Source organism: Sessilibacter sp. MAH3 (genome assembly GCF_054658275.1).
Genome location: NZ_BAAGIE010000028.1, coordinates 32,354 through 54,681, shown reverse-complemented (window position 1 = coordinate 54,681; position 22,328 = coordinate 32,354). Strand labels below are relative to the sequence as shown.

Genomic DNA, 22,328 nt, shown 5'->3' with positions numbered 1-22,328 from the left:
TCACTTACCGTTCTTGAAATTGGCGACACATCCTTGTGTCGCGAGAAACTCTAGGTTAATCAGAGTTTCCTATAAACTATACTCAGACTTCGCGCGTGAGTGACTACCTTTGATGAATCAAGACGAAATAGATTATTTAAACAAGTACGATTCAAGTAAGTACCAAACTCCCATCACCACCGTTGATATCGCGATAGTTACGCTGCACGAGCAGCAATTAAAGGTGATGTTGGCGAAGCGTGATAAACACCCTTTTAAAGGCGCTTGGGCGTTACCCGGTGGCTTTGTGGATGTTAAGCAAGACGCAACTCTTGAAAATACTGCACATAGAAAGCTGTTTGAAAAGACCGGCGTTAAAACACCCTATTTGGAGCAGATTTATACGGTTGGTAACAACAGCCGAGACCCGCGCAGCTGGTCGATTACGGTGGTGTATATGGCGTTGGTGTCGGCGGATTTATTAAATCTTCATACACAAAATGCGTCTGAGCAGATTCAATGGTTTGGCATTGATGAGTTAACTCAAACAGACGAACTCGCTTTTGATCATTTAGATATTATTAATGCCTGTAAAGATCGCCTGCGCAGTAAGGTTGAATATACCTCTCTGCCGGTGCATCTATTGGCAGAATCTTTCACGCTCACAGAATTACAGCAAGCCTTTGAAATTATTCTGGGAACAACGTTAGAGAAAAAATCCTTTCGGCGCAGAATATTAGACGCAGGAATTCTGAAAGAGACTGGAGAAATGAAAACCGGTAATAATCGCCCGGCAAAACTGTATCGATATAACGGCAATAAAAACAATCATTTTTTTAACCGTAATATTGAAGGCGCTCGATAAATAATTAAGCCTTCTTTTTTGTGTGCAAATCACTCATGCATTTTAAAAAAATATAACGGTGAATTATTTGTTTAGGAATCTCTGATTTATTTAGACGACAGAAATCGACAATGTGATTTCCAAGTTTTTCTCTATTTCAATTACGTACAGCTCTTGAAACTGTTATTGAAATAGCTCTTGAAATTGACGACACATCCTTGTGCCGTTGGAAACTCTAGGCTAATCAGAGCTTCTTTTAAAAATTTCCCTTAAGAGACAAGACGTTCCGCTAGGTTTTTATGGCCTGCAATCATTTGCTTTGCTAATTCCATATCGGGTACGGTGCTGTATGCACCGCGAATTGTGGTTCCGCCTAACACTATGGCGCCCTTACGTGGAAACATGTACAAAAAGCCCGTGTCTGTTGGTACTACGTAAGAGTAATTAATTTCTGGTTGCGGCAACAAGTGCGTTAACTGCCCTTGCAGAGGCATCAACTTTTCGTCATTAAATAAGGTTTTTGCACCTAATCCGGTACAATTTACCACGGTTTTTTCTGCCAACGCTAAGATATCGGTTTGACTATCGAATTTTTTGGGTACAAATTTTACACCTGCAATTAAGGCGTCGTTTTTAATTTCTTCTAAATAAAAATTGGGGTCGATAATTAAACCTTGGCAGCTACGGTCAAAGGGCATTCCAAATAAAGTATCTGTTGTGGTTTCTTTAAGCTCCGGGTATAGATCATTGCCACCGGGTAATTGCACGGGTTGTTCGGGCTTGTTTTGCAATACCAAATGGTATCGATTCCAATAAACGCCGTAATCAGGTCGGTTTGTATAGGGTAAAAACCCTTTAAAGGCCTCACGCGATATATTTTTATCTGCTGCTAAAAATGCATCGCTAACCTCAGATTTGTCGTAATAACTCGTGGGCAACCAAAGTGCAGCGGCGATGTTTGAGGTGGTATTGGGCAGAAATTTATCGGAATACACGGTTACCGACATACCTTTTCTCGCCAAAATTAACGCGGTGGTTAACCCCATCACACCGGCACCTAGCACTGCTACGGATTTTGGCTTTTGTTGCAGTACCATATCGGCAGCTTGTCGAGATGTACCCCACGATAAGCTAATACCACCACCACCGTGACCATAGTTGTGTACGATAAACGTATCACCCAACTGTTCCGCTTCAAGACGATAACCTGTTGTTCTGAATGGACGCAAACCTACTACGGTATTTATCACTCGGTCCATTGACGCCTTTACCGGAAAATATCCGTAGGGATTATTTTTGCTGATATTAGTGTTGGGTTTTTCTTGAATGCTGCCCGCACAGCCAACTAAACCTGCGTTTGCTCCTGCCACCGCCAAACCGATTTTTGTGGATTGACGAATAAACTGACGCCGTTGCATAACCTTGCCTCTAATGATTAAATCGGTTTTTTGATAAGAAACTCTTGGAACCTCTAAGTTAGTCAGAGATTCCTATACCATATTTATTGAAGATTTATTCTTTCATAAAACTTCAGCACTACTACCAGTTTTTTTAATTTTTCTCTCTTAAATTTGATCTATTCGAAGGCAAAAATAAAAACTTATTCTCATTTCAAAAAATTGTTTTTGTATTTTTTGTGGCAACTGCACCGAATAAATAAACAGGGTTTTAACGCTTCCGACAAAATCACGATGTATTTCTTACATTGTTGTATTTATCTCTTTTTTAGTTTTGTCTTTCGCGTTAGATAACAAACGGTTACTGATTTTTAGATTTGGCTGACTCGTTGCTCCAAAGCTTTTGCTTGATCATAAAACTACTTTGGAGATTAGATCGTGGCTATTTTATATTTTTCTTCCCCAATAATGTCGCGCAACATGAAAGTTGAAGCGGTTGCAGGTAAACGCACCACGCTTTTAGGTGTTGCCAAAGAAAACAACGTTAAAATTCCCTTTGAGTGCGGTGATGGCAAATGTGGCTCTTGCCTAGTAAAAGTTACCCATTTAGACGGTTTTCGCGTTAAAGGCATGGCTCTTACAGACAAGGAGCGTAATGTTCTTAAGTCTATTGGTAAATTACCTGTCAACGAAGAAGAACGCGCCGCAGTGCGTGATATTCCGCCAACTTATCGTCTTGCTTGCCAAACCATTGTTACCGACGAAGATCTTTTGATTGACTTCACCGGCGAACCTGGCGGCGCATAATATAACTGTGCCCGGCTTTTGCCGGGTATTTTTTGGTTGGCGACCCGTTCTACCTATTAAATTGTAAGTATTAATTTCCATCCAGAAAACTAATTGCCTCGCCATAATTTTTAGCACTCGGTATTTCATGGCCCATGCGGCTGATAATTTTTAAATCTATATTTTTAATGCCTTCTTTTTTGTACACACGATAAATCTTTTTAGTATCGTTTAAATTAAAATCTTCACGACCGGCAATAAATACATAGCGATTTGATTGCATCAACGCAAGTTTTTCGTCGGTCATATTACCCCACTTGTTCACGCCGCTATTATAGATAGCACCCTTAAATATTTGTGGATAATCCGCGGCCAATAAACTCGCTACACGGCCACCACCTGAGAAACCCGACAAATAAATACGTGACGCATCAACTGAATATTGTTTACCAATCATATTGGTTGCGAATAGCGCATAGGTCATTCGCTTAAAGGTATCAATTTTATTACCCGATTCGTTAGCACCCACCCAAATTAAATTATTATTATCCATTAACTCTTGCCATTCTATGGGTAACTCACCACTGTTTCTTGGGCTGATATAAACCAATAAGCCCGGTGGATTCTCTGTGGAATAATTTTTAGGCACATAAACTTCCCAAGATATAGGCTCGTCTAGATTCAAAATATTTTCGTAGCGCTTAGCGGTCTCAACTCCCAGCAACTCATTGGTTGTCAGTACAATGTGTAAGCTTTTACCTTGATTACTTTCTTCCACGGTAAGCTCACTAACATCTTGGGCATACGCCAGATTGCATAAAAACAACACATTGACGGTTAGCAATATTATTTGTAAAAAAGCTCGTTTAATTTTTTTTGTTAACTTATAAAGTGTTATCAAGTAAAGTGTTATCAAGTTCTATTCACCTTTTACGTTCTTATAAAATCGTGTTATTTGCCACGACCTTATATTTAATTTCTTTTCGGGTTTTCTCGTCTATTTCAGATTTTCACAACGAAACGATTAGCTATCTACCCAAAAATGTTAAATTTATTTAGGAAACTCTTTTAGGAAATTCTTTTAGGAACCCCTGATTAACTCATGGAGTTCTTCGGTTGACCAAGCGAATTGTTTGCCAGTATTTTTACTCGTTATTTAACTGTTTTTTTGTTTTTCAGTTTATTTAAAGCGCATTGTCTTTGAATTTGCACCACGGCTGCGCAATTCACTTCCTGTATAAAAAGCGTATAAATATATAACTCAAAGTTTAAAAGTGTTAAGAAATTGTAAGTCAGCATTAAAAAATTAGAGAGGTGTGAACTGGTTAATAAAAACTGAGATCTAAGGCTTCAGAAGGACACTAAGTTATGTTGTTAACTTAACGATTTAATCTTTTAAATACCGTAGTTCTGTCAAAGCGATGTCATACTTGACAGGCTTTATTATTAAAAACCTAAGCATATTTTTTTAATTTTTTGAATGCTTGATATTTGTAGGTTGATACCTATTTGTACCTATGTGATTCAAAAAATTGTTATGCTAGAATCAAAGTCATTTTCCAATCTTATTAACCGTTCTCTAATAAATAGGAGGTCTATCTTGAGTTATCCTTCGATAGCAATTGCTAATGCCTTCCTTGAGGTCGGCCGCAAAGAAGGTGCTCCTACACCCCTAACACCCATGAAGCTGTTAAAGCTGGTGTATTTTGCCCATGGTTGGTATTTAGCATTAAGAAACGAACCCTTGATCGACGAAACCGTTGAGGCATGGCGTTACGGCCCTGTGGTACCAAGCATTTACCACGCGTCTAAACACTTTGGTAACACCAATATTGTTGGTGATTTGAGTGACGAAGAGGGCAATATACAGCGCGTTGACTTAACCAGCATGCGCAATGCCGATCTTAACGATCTTGTGCACTGGATATGGAAGCAATACAGCCGTTACGATGGCGTACAGCTCTCTAATCAAACCCATGAGCCCGGCACACCATGGACAGAAACCATGGAGCGTTACGGCGGTGTTAGCCGTATGCCCAAGGGTATTGATATAGAAGAAAACATGATTAAGCAGTACTTTGCTAATCAACTTAAAGATGTTCTGCCCGCAGGCATTTAGATCGGCTAGTTAGCCTAAGGCGCAGAATGTCTCTGTTCAACGACGATTCAAAATCTGGTTCTCGATTGCCTGTCAGTTTTAACAATCTTAAAGACATTCCACCGCTGGCAAGCTCGTCAGAGCCAGATGCCTACACCCGCCAGCACAAAGAAGATCTGGAGCACCAACACCACGCGCAGAAAATTAAGCACGAGCGTGACGAGCATCAAGAGCGAATTAAATACGCCAATAAAATTTATCGCCTAAGTGTTATTTGGCTTGCCGTGGTTATTTTAATGGTGATCGCAAACGGCATAGCTATTATTCCGTTCTCGTTGGATAACTCCGTAGTTATTACCCTATTAACAACCACCACTGCTACGGTTTTAGGTTTGTTTATTTCGGTACTAAATTATTTGTTTTATCGAAAAAAATAATTTAATCTGAAACATCTATAGCATCAAATAACAATCCAGAAATTCCATTTTTATCGATTTTTTCTTTAAAATTTTCTATGCAATACAGATAGATGCCGCCATCAATTTCGAGAGTAAATATAGGCGATGTGATCCCGTGATCTGTTTTAAAAACTAAATTTTTTATGCAATCAACGGAGCCGTCATCAAAATATTCGTAAGTAGTTTTATCTAAATTTATAGCTTCATTTCCGTAGCGTTTTATCGGATTAATATACAAGTAATCTTTTGCTTCACCTTTTAGAGGATATGTTTCACATATATCTTTTGACAACACATCACTCAGAATAGCAAAAGCACCTGATTCAATCACAAGATCATTCAACCCCCAACAACAAACTTGAGGCAATACAGTAGAACCGGAGTCGCTTTTCAAAAAATTTGATTTTGGAGCCACCCACTCGAATTCGAAAGGAAGTCCTATATTATCCGGATCGAAATCTTCCATTTCGGAAAATAAAGACTCTTCATCAAATATAAAATACATGAAATTATCTAAATCGATTTTTATTTTATAAATAGATGTCATTTTTATATCTCAAGACAGCAAATCCTTTTTTCCTTTTTTAGTCAGTAAATTAGCTATAATTTCGTTATCTCTCGCTGATAACAATTGCTTCTCTAACTTTTTAAGAGACTGTGACATCGCGCTTTTATTCCTTGCAGGACCAACAGTCTCCAATACATGCTCCGCATACTTTTTTGTATGCAAATATTTATGGCCAACTGCTGAAGGATATAAGGAACCCTTCGCAGATTTATGATCCACAGGAAGCCAACATCCGTTACTTGGATCATTAATACCCATCCCGTTCTTAAACAACCTTAATTTTGATCGTAGATGAGAGGCATGCTTGCTGCAAATGATATGATGAGCTTCCCACTCGCCAGACGGAGGACGAACCTTACCAATAGAATACATAAACTTAGCCAACATAGTGGAGTTATTTTTTTTCAACGCCTCCTGTCTTTTAAGTTTAACTATGTCTTGATTAGATCCGGAGTTGTCAAGTCTATATTTTAATAGCTTTTCTTCCAAATCAAACATAGCTGTTAGCCGAGTGGTTTGTTTGGCGACAAATTCTCGTTCCTTTTCGGCTCTGACATCAACACTTTCTGCGACATTCGCACGAATTGAATTCAGTTCCGCTATGACCTTATCCAACTCTCTATCTGCAACACTTTGATCTATATAGTAATTAACTTCCTTTTTCATTATTAATCACCTTAGAAAAGTTCAAATTAATGATTCAGCTGGAACATATATTACTAAAGTTACTCTGTCAAAATACCAACTAGATATTTTACATATTCGGATAATTTGGTCCGCCGGAGCCTTCTGGTACAACCCAGCGAATATTTTGTGACGGATCTTTAATATCACAGGTTTTACAGTGTAAGCAGTTCTGTGCGTTAATTTGCAAACGCGGATTACCCGATTCGTCGTCAACCACTTCGTATACACCTGCCGGGCAATAACGCTGCGCGGGTTCTGCGTATTTGGGTAAATTCACATTTATCGGAATGTGGTCATTTTGTAGTTGTAAATGGCAGGGCTGATTTTCTTCGTGGTTGGTATTGGATAAAAATACCGACGTTAATTTATCAAAACTAATTACGCCGTCGGGTTTTGGGTAGTGAATTTTTACACTTTCGTTCGCAGGTTTTAGTTGCTCGTAATCTTCTTTAGTATCGCGCAAGGTTACCGGAATTTTACCACCAAATAAATTTTGGTCGATAAAATTAAAGGCGCCACCCACAATTGGACCAAACTTATGCATTGCTGGGCCAAAATTGCGCGCACTGAATAACTCGTCGTACAACCAAGAATTTTTGAATTTATCGTGAAAGCTCGTTAATTCTTTTTCGGCTGATTCTGGGTTTTGCAAGGCCTCAAAAATGGCTTCTCCCGCAAGCATTCCCGATTTCATGGCCGTGTGCGTACCTTTAATTTTTGCGAAATTTAAGGTACCCGCGTTACAGCCAGAAATAATTCCACCCGGAAAGGTCATTTTGGGCAAGGAATTAAATCCACCTTTGGTAATTGCACGCGCGCCATAAGAAACACGTTTACCACCGTCTAAATATTGCTTAAGTACGGGATGATGTTTTAAGCGTTGGAATTCATCAAACGGACTTAAATACGGGTTTTCGTAATTTAAATCGATAATTAAACCTACAACCACTTGATTGTCTTCACCGTGATACAAAAAGAAACCACCGCTGGTGCCTTGGCTTAATGGCCAACCCGATCCGTGCACAACCAAACCGGGCTGATGTTTTGCAGGATCAATATCCCACAATTCTTTGATACCAATACCATAGTGTTGAGCATCGGCTTTTTCATCTAGGTTGAATTTTTGAATTAATTCTTTACCCAAATGACCGCGACAACCTTCTGAAAATATCGTGTATTTTGCGCGCAATTCCATGCCCGGCATGTAGCCGTCTTTCTGATTACCTTCACTGTCGATACCCATATCGCCGGTAACAATACCGGCAACACTACCATCGTCGTTGTAAAGAACACTGGCAGCACTAAAACCCGGAAATATTTCTACGCCTAGGCCTTCTGCCTGCTCGGCCAACCAGCGGCACAAATTACCAAGGCTCACAATGTAGTTGCCGTGGTTGTGCATGGTTTTCGGCACTAATGCATTGGGCAGTAATTTAGCGCTTTGTTCGTTTTTCAGTAGATAAATTTGATCTTCTTTAACCGGCACATTTAACGGCGCCCCCAATTCTTTCCAATTGGGAAACAGCTCATCAAGGGCGCGCGGCTCAACCACGGCACCCGATAAAATGTGCGCGCCAACTTCCGAGCCTTTTTCTACCACACAAACGGTTATTTCTTGGTCGTTATCTTGGGCCTGCTGCATAAGCCGACACGCTGCCGCTAAACCACTGGGCCCCGCACCAACAATAACAACATCAAACTCCATGGATTCGCGTTCGATTTCGCTCATGATTCTCTCCTAAAACCTAAAACTGGTCTTCCGACAATGACATTGCGGTATCACCACCGGCGCAGACGGATTTCACCAAGCCATCTACTCGCGGCAAGAGTTGTTCACAAAAACCACGTGCCGTTTGGATTTTGGTTTTTAAGAAATCAGCGTTCTCGGGATTATCGGCCAATTGTTTTAAGGCAATATTGGCGGATTTCGCCATCAACCAACCGCCGCACATGTAACCCATTAGCATCATAAAACTAACGCTTGCGGCACCGGCGTCGGCCATATTTTGTGAGCCTTGATCGGTCACCCAGTTTTTCGCGGTCATCGCACAAGTAAGCGCATTGCGATTTGCAGACACGATATCGAACAATTCTGGATCGGTGATTTCCATAAAATCCGCATCCATTTCGATCAATAGATCGTTAAGAGCTTTACCATCGTCGGCCAACGTTTTACGGCCCACTAAATCAAGCGCTTGAATACCCGTAGTGCCTTCGTAAATGGTTAAAATCCGTGCGTCACGATAATGCTGCGCAACGCCGGTTTCTTCGATAAAGCCCATACCGCCGTGGATTTGCACGGCAAGATAAGTAACCTCTTGAGCCAATTCGGTAATCCAGCCTTTAACAATGGGCGTGTACAAATCGGTTCTGGCACGATGACGACGCTTGGCTTCGGCATCGTCGGTAAAACGGTATTTGTCAGCTTCGGCTTTCGCCACATAAGCAAGTGCACGCATGGCTTCGGTGGCCGATTTCATTTGCAGCAACATGCGACGCACATCGGGATGGTTGATAATGGTTACACGCGAACCATCACGCTGAGTGCCCTGCACACGCTCTTTGGCGTAGGTAAGCGCGTGCTGATAAGCGCGCTCAGAAATCGCCAAGCCTTGCAAACCAACACCTTGGCGAGCATCGTTCATCATGGTGAACATGCAGGCCAAACCTTGGTTTTCTTCACCAACCAAGTAGCCAACGGCGCCGCCGTTATCACCAAAGCTCATCACACAGGTTGGACTGGCGTGAATACCCAGCTTGTGTTCCAGCGAGACCGCAAACACATCGTTGCGTTGATCGGTTGTATTGCCGTTTTCATCGAGCAAGAATTTGGGCACCACAAACAGCGAAATGCCTTTTACACCCGCCGGTGCATCGGGCAAACGCGCCAGCACCAAATGCACGATGTTCTCGGTCATTTGATGATCACCCCAGGTAATGAATATTTTCTGCCCTGTAATTCGGTAATGATCACCTTCACGCACGGCACGGGTTTTTAGTGCCGCTAAATCGGTGCCTGCGTCTGGCTCGGTAAGATTCATGGTGCCAGTCCATTCACCGCTGATCAGCCTTGGCAAATAGGTTGTTTTTAATTGCGCGCTGCCGTGAGCAGAGATTGCCTCAATAGAGCCTTGGGTTAATAAAGGGCACAGCGCCCAAGAGAGGTTAGCCGACTGCCAAATTTCATTGGCGGCAACGGCGATTGTTGCGGGTAAACCTTGGCCGCCAAACTCTTCTTCGGCGCCCACCGATGGCCAGCCAGCCTCGCAAAATTGCTGGTAAGCTTGTGAGAAACCTTCGGTCTCAATCACTTTTTGATCTTTTAATTGCGGCGGATTTTTATCACCAAAGCCATTTAATGGCGCAAGTACTTCGCTGCCCATCTTTGCAGCTTCATCTAGAATCGCTTCGGCCAAACCTTCGGCCACGTCTTCAAGGCCTGCTTGCTTACAAATGTCTTCAAGACCAATTAATTCATTCAGTACAAAGATTCCGTCTTGATACGGGTAACGGTAATCACTCATGGTTCAGCTCCATAAACGGCAGGCATGCACGATGGTTATTATTTTGGATATTAGAGTTATAGGCTTTTAATATTGGTAGAGCCTAGCAATAGACACAATAACAAAAGTCATCGGTTTAGCTAACAAAAAGCATCACAAAAAACTCTAACCCTTATTTTATAAGGCGTCTAGTTAATGTTTACGCTCTGGTAAATGCTGGCAATAGTTTTCACTGCGACGGTATTCACCGGGTGTCATACCCGTCCATTTTTTGAAAGACCGAAAAAACGCCGACGACTCATCGAAACCCATTAGGCTAGCCACATCGTTGATGGAAAGCTGCGGTGAGTTCATATAATTCAGCGCCGCAACCTTACGACATTCGTCTTTAATTTGCTGGTAAGACTCACCTTCTTCGAGCAAACGTCTGCGTAAAGTCGATACCGACATGTGCAAACGTTTGGCAACCCCTTCGGCGCTGGGCAGCGTTTGACTAAAATCCTTACCAATGAGCGCTATAACTTGAGATTTTAAGCTGGCATCGTCATCAACCATTACAATCAATTGATAAGGCGCGGTTTTTAGGAACGAGCGCAAACTCTCGGGCGTTTGCACCACGGGATAATCTAGATAACTGGCCGGAAATACAAAGGCATTGTCGTGTTGATCGAACTTTACTTCCGACTGAAATAAGGTTTTATATTGGCTGACGTCTTCGGGTTCTGAAAACGAAAAATAAGCCGCTTTTAATTCTAAGCGTTTACCAATGAGCCAACACAGAAAGTGATGCCACATAGATAACGATGTGCGTATTTTTATGGGATTTTCGTTGTGAAAAATTTCTTCGATGGGGTATTCAGACCCTTCGGTGGTGGTAAAACTGACTTTTGCGTATCGACCTTTACGCGTTAGCAACGGTTTTACCTTTGCACCACGACAAATTTCGTGAAAATCACTGGCTCGATAAATGGCTTTTGCTAATGTTTCGCAGTGAATAATGCAATGACACATCATACGAAATGTGCCATTAGGCACTTTACCGACGTTTGCCATACCAAAAAATTCATCTTGGGCAATGTAATAAATACTTTGATATAAACGCCCTAATTTTTCAGCGGGAAATTCCTTTTTACTGTCAATTTCTTTTAAATCGATGCCAACATAATTTAATAATTCATCAACATTAAACCCCTGATCCCGGACTTGCTGCAGTAATTGGCGAACATAACCCGCGGGCACAGTAATTTTGCGTTCCATGAATTTTTCACCTTTTAATCAACAGATTTGCTGCTATATAGAAGTACGGCATAATTAAATTAATTTCTAGACTTTTTTATTGTGATAGCTCGCGTTTTTTATTTTTTTCTTGCAATGCTGGTTTTGAATACATATAAGAGCTATTTTGTTAGTAACCTTGGCGACATATGTCATTGAGACTTGTACACAGGCCAAACATCATAGATGCTATTGAAAGACCTGAGTATACGCCTTAAAAGTCTATAAAATCAGCGTTTTTTGATAAATTGACTTACTTTCTGTTCCGGTCGGTCAACACCTTCAAAAACAATAAAAATTTAGGTGAACGATATGGCAATAAAAAATGGACTTTTGCAATGCAGCAAAATCCGCACTCCGGCACTTGCCCGCCGACTTCTACCAGTATTAATTGGCAGCGCTTTATATGCACAGCAGTCCAATGCGCTTGAATTTAATATCGGAAATATCGAAGCTCGCTTCGATTCACAAATTTCGGTCGGTGCAAGCTGGCGACTGGATGATCCTGATTCGCAATTGATTTCTGCGGTAAATGGCGGCACCGGAGTTGGCTCCGGCAGCTATGACGACGGCACTCAAAATTTCGAAAAAGGCGAAACTTTCTCCGAAATTGTCAAAGGTGTTCACGACCTAGAGTTCAGTTACCAAAATGTCGGCGTTTTTGTTCGCGCCAAATATTGGTACGACAACGAGCTTGAAAACGGCTCTCGCGAACACGGCCATGCGGCAAATGGCTACACACCCAATGAAGAACTTAACGACGGCCACTTCAATCGTTTCTCGCGTTTTTCGGGTTTTGAATTACTCGACGCCTACTGGTATGGTTCTTACGAAGTTAGCAACCGCCCGCTCGATTTAAGAGTAGGTCGCCAAGTTATCAACTGGGGTGAAAGTACCTTTATTCAAGGCGGCCTTAACTCTATTAACCCTGTTGATGTAAATGCCTTCCGCCGACCCGGTGCGGAAATTAAAGAAGGCTTATTGCCTTTAAATATGGCATTTGCGTCGTTTGGTTTAACCGACAATTTAAGCGTTGAAGGTTTTTACCAAATCCAGTGGGAAGAAACCGCCATTGACGGTTGCGGTACCTACTTCTCGAATGACGATTTCGTTGCCGAAGGCTGTGATGGTATTCGTATTACCCTACCGCTAACCGATCAGCAATATTTCAATCAAGGCTTTACCGCATTTGCGTTGGGTTACGATCCGGTGATTCGACGCAGCACCGGCAATGGCCGTCGTGAACCCGGCGACAGTGGTCAATTTGGTGTTTCGTTCCGGTATTTTGCCGAGAATTTAAACGACACCGAATTCGGTTTCTATTACGCCAACTATCATTCTCGCGTACCGGTAATTAGTGCGGTGAATACCAATACCGATGCGGCTACGTTTTTGAATACGTTCGCCGGTACCATTATCGCTTTGGGTGGCAACCCATTTGCACCAACACCAGAACAAGCTCGCGCCGCAACCATCAACTCTATTGGTACTCTGGTTGATACCACCTACTTCACCAGTTACACCGAAGACATCGAACTGTACGGTTTGAGCTTTAACACCAACGTGGGTGATTTGGCTTGGTCGGGTGAGATCAGTTACAAGCGCGACGTACCACTGCAAATCAACGGCCCGCTTTTGGTTGCGGCCATTTTGCAACAATACGCTGGCGGTTCGGGTAATGCTGCAGCCGATAGCCTAGTTGCGCAAAGTGGCGCTGGCAATGTTGTACAAGGTTATAACTTGTTCGATGTCACTCAGGTACAAACCAGCTTCGTAAAATTCTTTGATCAGGTACTCGGCGCCAGCCGTTTAACCTTGGTGGGTGAAGTTGCGTGGACACACATCAACGATCTAGATGAAAGCGCCGATGCACTGAAATACGGTCGCAACGGTGTGTTTGGTTACGCCGCTGGCGAAACCGATGGTTTTGTCACCGAAGATACTTACGGCTATGTAGTACGCGCTAACTTGGAATATCCAAATGCCTTGTTTGGTGCAACGCTAACACCGCAAATCAGTTTCAGTCATGGTCTTGAAGGTTACGGGGTTCAACCGGGTGCTTCGTTTAATGAAGACGAAAAAGTACTGGGCTTGAGTTTAAGCGCAGAATATTTGAATAAATATTTGGTTCAAATGTCGTACACCAATTATTCCGGCGGCGATTTCAACGCACTGGAAGATCGCGACTTTATTTCTCTGAGCGCGTCGGTTTCTTTCTAAACACGTTTTAGTTTAAGAAATTTCAAAATCGAGCATTTAGAGATGGAGAAAAATTTATGATAACAACGAAAAAAATAGCCTTGGGTGCTGCTTTATTTTTAGCATCCACGCTTGTGCAAGCCGCAACAACCGCAGAAAACGCCGCCAAACTTGGCACCACATTAACACCCGTGGGCGCCGAAAAGGCCGGTAACGCCGCCGGAACCATTCCCGCATGGACTGGTGGTTTAGAGACCTCTGCCGATCGCTATACCGATCCATTTGCCAGTGAGAAACCACTGTTTATCATTGATGCAAATAATGCCGAGCAATACAAAGATAATTTATCGCCCGGCCAATTAGCGATGTTTAAAAAATATCCCGACACCTACAAACTGCCGGTTTACCCAAGTCATCGCACCTCAAAACTGCCGCAAAAAGTGTATGACGCCGCCAAAGCTAACGCGACCAACACAACGCTCAGCGAAGACGGTAACGGCGTTGTTAATTACGTAGAAGCGGTGCCCTTTCCCATTCCAGAAAACGGCCTAGAAGTTATTTGGAACCACTTAACTCGCTACCGTGGCGGTGCGCTAGAACGCTCGTTTGCGCAGGTACCGGTTAAATCGAACGGCGCTTACACAGCGGTTAAAATCACCGAAAAACTGAGTCGCCCGCAGTACCTTAACGATACCGACGGTGCCGAAGATAAAGATAATATCTTACTGTATTTTGTTCAGGAAGTAACCGCTCCGGCCCGACTTACCGGTAATATCTTATTGGTACACGAGACCCTAAACCAAATCATCCAACCGCGCCAAGCGTGGACCTACAACTCCGGCCAACGCCGTGTTCGTCGCGCACCACAGGTTGCCTACGATGCACCGGGAACCGCCAGTGACGGCCAGCGTACCTCGGATAACTCCGACCTATACAACGGCGCACCCGATCGCTATGACTGGAAACTAGTCGGCAAACAAGAGCTGTATATTCCCTACAACAGCTACAAACTTGCCAGCCGCGAGCTTAAGTACGACGACGTATTAAAGCCGGGCCATATCAACCCAGACCACACTCGCTATGAGCTACACCGCGTGTGGAAAGTTGAAGCAACCCTAAAAGAAGGCGAGCGCCACATTTACGCCAAACGCGTATTCTTTATTGATGAAGACAGCTGGCAGGTTGCCATTGTCGATCACTACGATGGCCGCGGCGAACTATGGCGTGTGGGTGAAGCTCATCACTTCCAATTCCGCGATGTCGATGTGCCGTTACTTACCGGTGAAATGCTGTACGACCTTCAATCTGGCCGCTACCTAGCGGGCAGCCTAACCAACGAAGAAGGCCCCGGCTACGACTTTACCCAAACCTTCAAATTTAGCGACTTTACCCCACAGGCCATTCGCCGTCAGGGTCGATAAGCTAAACTTTTCTAAATTCAGTAACAAAAAAAGCCATTCTTAATAGAATGGCTTTTTTATTTAGGAAGATCGTTCTTGAGTAAGCACTAGTAAAATATTGGCTCTAATACTCACCGCTCACAAAACTTATTTCACTAAATTAAAAAATCGACCAAAATTAATTCCAACTAAAAGTCTCAGCAACCGTCATTCTAGTAAAATATGCATACTTACAAAAAGCATAAGCATCATCTCCCGTTTGTAGGAAGGTATTAATTAACAACAATATCTCTTTATCATTAAGTGAATTGGCATTGTGATTAATTATTTCACCTACATGAGAAAATCTCATAAACCCAATCATAATACACGCTCTACATTTCTTATTAGTCAGATACTCGCTTCAAATTAGCAACTAATTAATGAACAGCAATCTTCTCCGTAAGTGTAGGGAAATAGTGGCCTTCTTGAGCGTACTGTTTTCTCTAGAACCTAATGCACAGTATAAAGTGATTTTTATAAAGCTAAGCAACGCAGAGCACAGAGCACAGAGCACAGAGCACAGAGCACAGAGCACAGAGCACAAAATTATGAGTTTAGAAGTAGGGTTTTTATTATGTAATTTCTATATTACGAACCAAACATCAGATAAGATATCTGTCACTATAAACACAGCCATTTCGGCAGCATTTATTTTTTTGTTAAAACCTGTATCATCCTTGATAAAACACTCTCAAATAGTTTCTGAAATTTTACCTAACAATAATGTCTCAATCAGTCGCCGCTTAAGCAAGCTACTGAATTAATCTATTGTGCTTTTTTTGTGTTTAAAGCTATTTGACTTAAATAATGTAATCCTTGCCCGAAAGCAGCGAATAAAGCGAATTGAACTAGCCCTATAGTAAATGAAGTAATGGCAGGTATATATGCTAAGGTGCTCCATTCGTCTCCTCCGGGGTTACCAGGCCAAAGCAGCGCACACAATATTAGACCGCCCAATAAAGATAAACCCGCCAAAAAAAAGAAAAGTAAGGATAAAAATGAGTGTCCATCATTACTTTCTTTCAATGTAGAATTATCAGGTGGCGAGGAATTCAAAATGGAAGGATCACTTAGCTTTTTGTTTATAAATTCTTTAGCTATCGAAGTTTTAAAACATTTTTTGCAGTGAACAATACTTGCATCATAACGTGCAGACCACGCTGTAACTTTTTCTCCACATATCTCACATGCCATGCCCGTCAATATAATACTCCCTAAGTTATTTAAGTAAACTTACCGCCGCACTATGCCGCGACCGAGGCACCGCGCAGCGAGTCCAGCGCGGAGCACGTAGATGAGCTTGTTAGATTTTTACATCGATTTCATATCATCGATATACGCTTTCTCAAATTTTGACCAGTCATAAAGCGCTTCAGGGTTAAAATCCTGACCATCGGGCCACTCAAGATTACCCCCATCATTTAATTTTACTTTTTTGAAATATGCTACGTCTTTGAGTTTTGTCATCCATCCTTTGCCAATGACAGGTTCGAAGTCAATTGTTTGCTGCTTGCCATCTATAAAAACCAATTCAATTGTGTAATCACCGATAATTTTAAAATTCTTTACAACCCATTTTTCTATGTTTGACATAATTATATCCTTATCTAAGAGGTTCAACTTTAAAGAATGAAGGCGTTCCAGAAGAAACATTTAATTTGTTCCAGTTAGCATTTAGCTGTGTTTTCCTCAGCTCTATCCAAGCTTCTACGAGTTTTCTTTCCTTTTTTGGGAAACTACCCTCCATTAACTCAGCAGTTGCAATGTTAAAGACTGCTTTCTGCCCAGCGTAATCCGCGTGTATATGAGGATAGTGATGCCTTCCTCCAATTTCTCTATACATGTAAATAATAATACCTAAAAACCTACATATCTCTGGCATGTTTCTCTCCTATAATGGTGTTTAAATTTAAAGCGAACGAAGTGAGTATCACTTGAGCGTATTGTTATGTGTTTACCACCTTAATTCCATGCGGATTTATACGGCAACACCATTTCGCAATAGGACTTTGCAGAGTTTCATTCAAAACAGCAATTCCTTCTGCCAGCAAATATTCCTTTTCACCATTTTCATAATGATTATATTCGTATATTGCTACAGGCATGCCGACCTGTAATGTAATTTTTCGACCTACTGAATCTTCGACTTCGTCTGTCTTGGAGAGGAGAATTAAATCTTTCTCTATAAGTTCATTAAAGTCTACTTTAATTATTGGTTTATCCATATCAGATCAAATAACTACCACCAAACGGAGAGCGTTAGTGAGTCCGATTGAGGCCAAACTTTTTAATACTGAAAATGATTTAAGCGGTTTGTTATGAATTTTAATAATAATATCTCCCGGCTTCACCGCTGCTCTCATAGTCTAGGGCAATTAGGATCTTTCTTAGCTCACTATTACAATTTAATAACTTCTCTAGAGTAACCCCTGAACCTGGCACTCCAAGCGGTTTATTGAGACGGTGAATTTCAATAACTCTATTAATGTCTTTATCTATCAAGTTTAAATCGAATTCGATTCTGTGGTTATCAAAAGGTGGATTGTGGGCGACCGTATTCCTAAGCGGGATTTTAGAATTTACAGATTCCCATAGCTCGAGCCATAACTTCTTTTTATCTTCACTTACATCATATTCGGGAATTAATTTTATGATAAGGCCAACTCTTTTTTCAAAGGACCATAACCCCTTGATATGATTAGACATAACTTTACTATCACTGAGCATATCTATCCACTCGGCGCAAATAAATTCTATATTTGAAAAAAGCAACATGAACTCGCCAAGAGGCGCATACCATTTAGCTCTTTTTTCTCTTCATCTTCATCGTTAAAATCGAACATAGCTTTTTAATTCCTAGCAGTTAAATAGATGCCTTAACAATGCTTTTCCAGAATTTACCGTCATGGTGATATCTACCTCAGTTAAATTTTTCTGAACGCTATCTCGAAAATCTTATAAGGTCAATGTTTGCTGGAACTTGGCGCATTATTCATTTTTATGGTTTTTTGCGTGGTTTTGCAATAAACGAGTGGTTGGTTATTTAACGTTTTTTATTTTTATAAAACATCCGACTTTTCAAACATTTTTTGCTTTTATAAAAAGCTTTTATTTTTAATAATTTATGGTAGTAAAAATTTTATCAGAAAAACTCAAAAACAATTTTTGTTAACTCTAAACTTTTATTGATAAAAGATTTTTTTGTTAATTTCAAATCAGATTTTTTATGAAAATCATGAGGCGTTTTATTTTCGATTTATTCCTCAAATTAAATCACTTAAGAATTAATCCTAAGCTCTTAAATTTATTACAATTGAAAATAGTTTTTAACGATGTTGATTTATTAACAATTGCACGGTGGTTTTGGCGATGGCTTCGAAGTCTTCGCGGTTAACGTATATGCCGTCGATAAATAATCGGCATAAGCCGTGTAGTGATGCCCAGGTGGCTTGGGCGATTCTTAGGGTTGGCAGTTGTTGGTCGAACAGTTTTTGGTTTTGCAGTTGTTCAATCCACTTTAACCATACTTGAAAGCTGTTGTAGGCAATTTTTTGTAGCGATTCGCTGGCGTTGCCGGTTTTCCAGATGTCGCGGCCGTACATTAAATCGTAGGTTTGCTGATTTTGTTCGGCGAAGTTGATGTACACGAGCACGTAATGCTCAAACGCTTGTTGCGGCGATAGTGCTTGGGTTTCTAGAACGGCTTGTTCTACCAATTGGTTTTGATTTAAAAATCCTTGCTCGGCAATCGCGCACAAAAGTGCATTTTTGTCTTTAAAGTGATGATAGGGCGCGGTTCGTGAAACCTCGGCGCGTTCGGCCAGTTTACGAATCGATAGGCTTTCTATGCCGCCTTCGGCAATGATGTCCGTAGCGGTGAGTAGAAGCGTTTGGCGTAGATCGCCGTGATGGTAGGGTTTAGTGGTCATGGCGGGAATTTATCAGTACATCTTGACAGCGTCAAAATTGAAATCTATCTTGACACCGTCTAGATGGATTCATCTTCGACTCGCACACATAACAATAAAACAATTTATTCACCGTTCTGCCCTGCAAAGAGGAACCTGCCACCATGTCTGAGCGATATCCGCATTTATTTGAGCCCTTAGATTTAGGCTTCACCACATTAAAAAATCGCGTGCTTATGGGCTCGATGCATTTGGGCTTAGAAGAAGCTAAAGACGGCTTTCAGCGGCTGGCGGAGTTTTATCGTTTACGCGCTCAAGGCGGTGTTGCACTGATTGTTACCGGTGGTATTGGCCCCAATGCCGAGGGCGCCGTGCATGCTCACGCGGCACTAATGGCAAGTGATCAAGACGTTGCTAACCACAAGATTATTACCCAAGCCGTTCACGGCGAAGGCGGCAAAATTTGTATGCAGATTCTGCACACCGGTCGATATGCCTATAACCCTAAACAGGTTGCACCTTCTGCTCTGCAAGCGCCGATCAACCCATTCACGCCTAAAGCCTTAACTCACGACGAGATTGAGCAACAACTGAGTGACTTTGTTCGCTGTGCTGCCTTGGCCAAAGAGGCCGGCTACGACGGCGTAGAAGTAATGGGTTCGGAAGGCTACTTGATCAATCAGTTTATTGCTGCACGCACCAACCAACGCGATGACCAATGGGGCGGCAGCTTTGAAAATCGCATTCGTTTTGCCGTTGAGTCGGTACGGCGAGTTCGCGAGCAGGTCGGCCAGCAATTTATTATTATTTACCGTCTGTCTATGCTCGATTTAGTCGATGGCGGCAGCAATCTCGATGAAATTATCGCCCTTGCCAAAGCCATTGAGGCCGCCGGCGCAACGCTTATCAATACCGGAATTGGCTGGCACGAGGCGCGGATTCCGACCATTTCAACGAAAGTACCACGCGCAGCGTTTACGTGGGTTACGGCTAAGGTTCGCGAGCATTTATCGGTGCCGGTGATTACCTGTAATCGCATTAATATGCCGGAAGTAGCCGAAGACATTTTGGCGCGCGGCGATGCTGATATGGTGTCAATGGCGCGACCCTTCTTGGCAGACCCAGAGTTTGTGATTAAGACTCAGCAAAATCGTCGCGACGAAATCAATACCTGCATTGGCTGTAACCAAGCTTGTTTGGATCATATTTTCGCGGGCAAGCTCACCAGCTGTTTGGTTAACCCAAGAGCCGGTCACGAAACCGAACTTCTGATTACACCCGCCACAGCCATCAAGAACATCGCCGTTGTGGGTGCAGGTCCAGCAGGCCTGGCTTTCGCGACCACCGCCGCCAAACGCGGTCACAAGGTCACCTTGTTTGATGCGGGCAGCGAAATCGGTGGCCAGTTTAATATCGCCAAGCGTATTCCCGGTAAAGAAGAGTTCTACGAAACCCTGCGCTATTTTAACAAGCAGCTTGAACTCACCGGCGTTAACCTTCTGCTAAACACTCGGGTGGATGCCGAAGTTTTGCAACACCAAGGCTTTGATGAAATTGTGCTGGCCACAGGAATTCACCCAAGAATGCCCGACATCGAAGGCATCAACCACGCGAAAGTGTTGAGTTATATAGACGTTATGAACGGCGCCAGCGTGGGTAAAACCGTTGCCGTTATTGGCGCTGGCGGTATTGGTTTTGACATCAGCGAATACCTGATTCACTCCGGCAAATCACCCAGTACCGACATAAACGTGTTTATGAAGCGCTGGGGTGTGGATATGTCATTAACCGCGCGCGGCGGTATTGAAGGTATACAACCCGAAGCCAGCGCCGCTGCTCGACAAGTTTATTTACTGCAACGCAAACGCAGCAAGATGGGCGCAAATCTTGGCAAAACCACCGGCTGGGTGCATCGCGCCGACCTCGCACAAAAAGGTGTGGTCATGCTGAGCAATTGCGATTATTTAAAAATCGATGATCAGGGTTTACACATTACTGTGAATGGCGAAGCACAGTTATTACCTGTGGATAACGTGGTGATATGCGCTGGACAAGAGCCGAATCGAGATTTGACCGAACAGCTCAGCGGTACCAATGTTCACCTTATTGGCGGCGCTGATGTTGCCTCTGAGCTTGATGCCAAGCGCGCTATTCATCAAGGAACCGTTTTGGCGAGCCAGTTGTAAAAACACACCCGCCTTTGCGCAGATATCTAGCCACTAAATGCTCCGGTTCATTCCATCGAGATGTGAATAAACCGGAGCTTTGTCGTAATGTCTTGATTTTGCATCGAAAAATACGGCTCATAACGGTATATTGGGTTCTATCAGTATTGTTGTTGGCGGCAATTTGTTCTCAACAGTTTGTTCGAGATTCTCTGTTCGAGACTCTTTGTTTGTAACTCTTTGCTCCTAACAACGTTTTAAGCCTGAATGGAAATTATTGTTATGATCGAAGCCGTATCTGCCCAAACCCTACCCGAAGTCTTACCCTTAATTCGCCAATACCAAGAGTTTTATAAAATTGCGGATATTTCTGACGCGAAAAACGCCGAGTTTTTTGCTCAGTTTGGTGAGGCTAATCCGGCGGGCTGCCAGTTTTTATACCGCGATAACGAAACCAATCGGGTTTTAGGTTTTGCCACGGTTTATCTGACCTTTTCTTCCACCATTGCGGCAAAGGTTGGCGTGCTTAATGATTTGTACACGCTTGCAGAATCTCGCAGCAAGGGCGTTGGCCGAGCCCTAATCGAACACGCTCGACAATACGCAGCCAAACACGGCGCGACACGATTACAGTGGGTAACGGCGCCGGATAATAGCCTAGCTCAAGCGCTCTATAACTCCCTTGATGCCCAGCAGCGTGTTTGGCATTTTTATACCTACAGCACCGCACATCACTAGCGATTCTTTAAAACTCCGTACTCAGCGGATTTCCAACATACCAGTCTCAAACCTGTAGTACGCGGTTACGTGTTTTTAAGGTTGTTTCGTCGATATTGCCAAATCGTTTTTTTGATTTGCATCGATATGAAGGAAATTTACAGGAATTCTCTAAAACTGTTTTCCCTTACACTGTTGGGCTTTTCAACCGACTGAAATATTTTGTCAGCAAAACTGGTATGTTTTGTTATTGGCGTAACGACATCTAATATCGCAAGCTTTGAGTCATAAAACCGTTGTCT

General features: G+C 42.5%; 21 protein-coding genes. 8 read left to right on the top strand and 13 right to left on the bottom strand.

Features of this window, described 5'->3' with window-relative positions; genetic code table 11:
- Positions 1–112: 112 nt before the first annotated feature.
- Positions 113–844 (top strand): NUDIX hydrolase, encoded by a 732-nt coding sequence (locus ACYQ2C_RS15290; RefSeq protein WP_460051825.1) that lies wholly within the window; start codon positions 113–115, stop codon positions 842–844.
- 248 nt (positions 845–1,092) lie between these two features.
- On the opposite strand, the gene ACYQ2C_RS15285 is transcribed toward ACYQ2C_RS15290, so the two are convergent.
- Positions 1,093–2,241, bottom strand: coding sequence for an FAD-dependent oxidoreductase (locus tag ACYQ2C_RS15285; protein WP_460051826.1), 1,149 nt, complete (start codon positions 2,239–2,241; stop codon positions 1,093–1,095).
- A 417-nt stretch (positions 2,242–2,658) separates the two neighbouring features.
- Here ACYQ2C_RS15285 and ACYQ2C_RS15280 point away from each other — a divergent pair, with 417 nt between their 5' ends.
- Complete coding sequence (locus tag ACYQ2C_RS15280) at positions 2,659–3,027, top strand: 2Fe-2S iron-sulfur cluster binding domain-containing protein (RefSeq protein ID WP_460051828.1); 369 nt, start codon at positions 2,659–2,661, stop codon at positions 3,025–3,027.
- A gap of 70 nt (positions 3,028–3,097) precedes the next feature.
- Here ACYQ2C_RS15280 and ACYQ2C_RS15275 read toward each other — a convergent pair whose 3' ends face one another.
- The gene (locus tag ACYQ2C_RS15275) at positions 3,098–3,784 is read right to left on the bottom strand and encodes a prolyl oligopeptidase family serine peptidase (protein ID WP_460103981.1); all 687 of its coding nucleotides are present in this window, start codon (positions 3,782–3,784) and stop codon (positions 3,098–3,100) included.
- A gap of 822 nt (positions 3,785–4,606) precedes the next feature.
- Here ACYQ2C_RS15275 and ACYQ2C_RS15270 point away from each other — a divergent pair.
- Complete coding sequence (locus ACYQ2C_RS15270) at positions 4,607–5,125, top strand: Panacea domain-containing protein (protein ID WP_460103980.1); 519 nt, start codon at positions 4,607–4,609, stop codon at positions 5,123–5,125.
- 26 nt (positions 5,126–5,151) lie between these two features.
- On the top strand, positions 5,152–5,541 hold the full coding sequence (locus tag ACYQ2C_RS15265; RefSeq protein ID WP_460103979.1) for a hypothetical protein: 390 nt from the start codon (positions 5,152–5,154) through the stop codon (positions 5,539–5,541).
- Between the two features lies 1 nt (position 5,542).
- Here ACYQ2C_RS15265 and ACYQ2C_RS15260 read toward each other — a convergent pair whose 3' ends face one another.
- From ACYQ2C_RS15260 to ACYQ2C_RS15240, 5 genes are all read right to left on the bottom strand, one after another.
- Positions 5,543–6,109, bottom strand: a complete 567-nt coding sequence (locus ACYQ2C_RS15260; protein WP_460103978.1) for a hypothetical protein — start codon at positions 6,107–6,109, stop codon at positions 5,543–5,545.
- Between the two features lie 9 nt (positions 6,110–6,118).
- On the bottom strand, positions 6,119–6,796 hold the full coding sequence (locus ACYQ2C_RS15255) for an AHH domain-containing protein (protein ID WP_460103977.1): 678 nt from the start codon (positions 6,794–6,796) through the stop codon (positions 6,119–6,121).
- Positions 6,797–6,884: 88 nt separating this feature from the next.
- The gene (locus ACYQ2C_RS15250) at positions 6,885–8,537 is read right to left on the bottom strand and encodes an electron transfer flavoprotein-ubiquinone oxidoreductase (protein ID WP_460103982.1); all 1,653 of its coding nucleotides are present in this window, start codon (positions 8,535–8,537) and stop codon (positions 6,885–6,887) included.
- Between the two features lie 25 nt (positions 8,538–8,562).
- Positions 8,563–10,341 carry an acyl-CoA dehydrogenase gene (locus ACYQ2C_RS15245; RefSeq protein ID WP_460103975.1) on the bottom strand — a complete coding sequence of 593 codons (1,779 nt, stop codon included), beginning with the start codon at positions 10,339–10,341 and terminating at the stop codon, positions 8,563–8,565.
- 171 nt (positions 10,342–10,512) lie between these two features.
- Complete coding sequence (locus ACYQ2C_RS15240) at positions 10,513–11,577, bottom strand: AraC family transcriptional regulator (RefSeq protein WP_460051838.1); 1,065 nt, start codon at positions 11,575–11,577, stop codon at positions 10,513–10,515.
- 330 nt (positions 11,578–11,907) lie between these two features.
- On the opposite strand from ACYQ2C_RS15240, the gene ACYQ2C_RS15235 reads away from it, so the two are divergent.
- Both ACYQ2C_RS15235 and ACYQ2C_RS15230 read left to right on the top strand, forming a co-directional pair.
- Positions 11,908–13,815, top strand: a complete 1,908-nt coding sequence (locus ACYQ2C_RS15235) for a DUF1302 domain-containing protein (RefSeq protein ID WP_460103973.1) — start codon at positions 11,908–11,910, stop codon at positions 13,813–13,815.
- A 56-nt stretch (positions 13,816–13,871) separates the two neighbouring features.
- Positions 13,872–15,215 carry a DUF1329 domain-containing protein gene (locus tag ACYQ2C_RS15230; protein WP_460103972.1) on the top strand — a complete coding sequence of 448 codons (1,344 nt, stop codon included), beginning with the start codon at positions 13,872–13,874 and terminating at the stop codon, positions 15,213–15,215.
- Between the two features lie 786 nt (positions 15,216–16,001).
- Here the strand turns inward: ACYQ2C_RS15230 and ACYQ2C_RS15225 are convergent.
- The 6 genes from ACYQ2C_RS15225 to ACYQ2C_RS15200 all read right to left on the bottom strand — a co-directional run bounded on the left by ACYQ2C_RS15225 (position 16,002) and on the right by ACYQ2C_RS15200 (position 19,165).
- Positions 16,002–16,439, bottom strand: a complete 438-nt coding sequence (locus ACYQ2C_RS15225; protein WP_460103971.1) for a hypothetical protein — start codon at positions 16,437–16,439, stop codon at positions 16,002–16,004.
- Between the two features lie 108 nt (positions 16,440–16,547).
- Positions 16,548–16,829, bottom strand: coding sequence for a DUF2442 domain-containing protein (locus ACYQ2C_RS15220; protein WP_460103970.1), 282 nt, complete (start codon positions 16,827–16,829; stop codon positions 16,548–16,550).
- Positions 16,830–16,839: 10 nt separating this feature from the next.
- Positions 16,840–17,118, bottom strand: coding sequence for a DUF4160 domain-containing protein (locus tag ACYQ2C_RS15215; protein WP_460103968.1), 279 nt, complete (start codon positions 17,116–17,118; stop codon positions 16,840–16,842).
- Between the two features lie 64 nt (positions 17,119–17,182).
- On the bottom strand, positions 17,183–17,461 hold the full coding sequence (locus ACYQ2C_RS15210; RefSeq protein WP_460103967.1) for a hypothetical protein: 279 nt from the start codon (positions 17,459–17,461) through the stop codon (positions 17,183–17,185).
- A gap of 100 nt (positions 17,462–17,561) precedes the next feature.
- Positions 17,562–18,011, bottom strand: coding sequence for a hypothetical protein (locus tag ACYQ2C_RS15205; protein WP_460103966.1), 450 nt, complete (start codon positions 18,009–18,011; stop codon positions 17,562–17,564).
- A gap of 551 nt (positions 18,012–18,562) precedes the next feature.
- Complete coding sequence (locus tag ACYQ2C_RS15200) at positions 18,563–19,165, bottom strand: TetR/AcrR family transcriptional regulator (RefSeq protein ID WP_460103965.1); 603 nt, start codon at positions 19,163–19,165, stop codon at positions 18,563–18,565.
- Between the two features lie 143 nt (positions 19,166–19,308).
- Between ACYQ2C_RS15200 and ACYQ2C_RS15195 the strand changes: the two genes are divergently transcribed.
- Positions 19,309–21,330, top strand: a complete 2,022-nt coding sequence (locus tag ACYQ2C_RS15195; RefSeq protein ID WP_460103963.1) for an oxidoreductase — start codon at positions 19,309–19,311, stop codon at positions 21,328–21,330.
- Positions 21,331–21,591: 261 nt separating this feature from the next.
- Positions 21,592–22,047, top strand: coding sequence for a GNAT family N-acetyltransferase (locus tag ACYQ2C_RS15190; protein ID WP_460051849.1), 456 nt, complete (start codon positions 21,592–21,594; stop codon positions 22,045–22,047).
- The last annotated feature ends 281 nt before the right edge of the window (positions 22,048–22,328 follow it).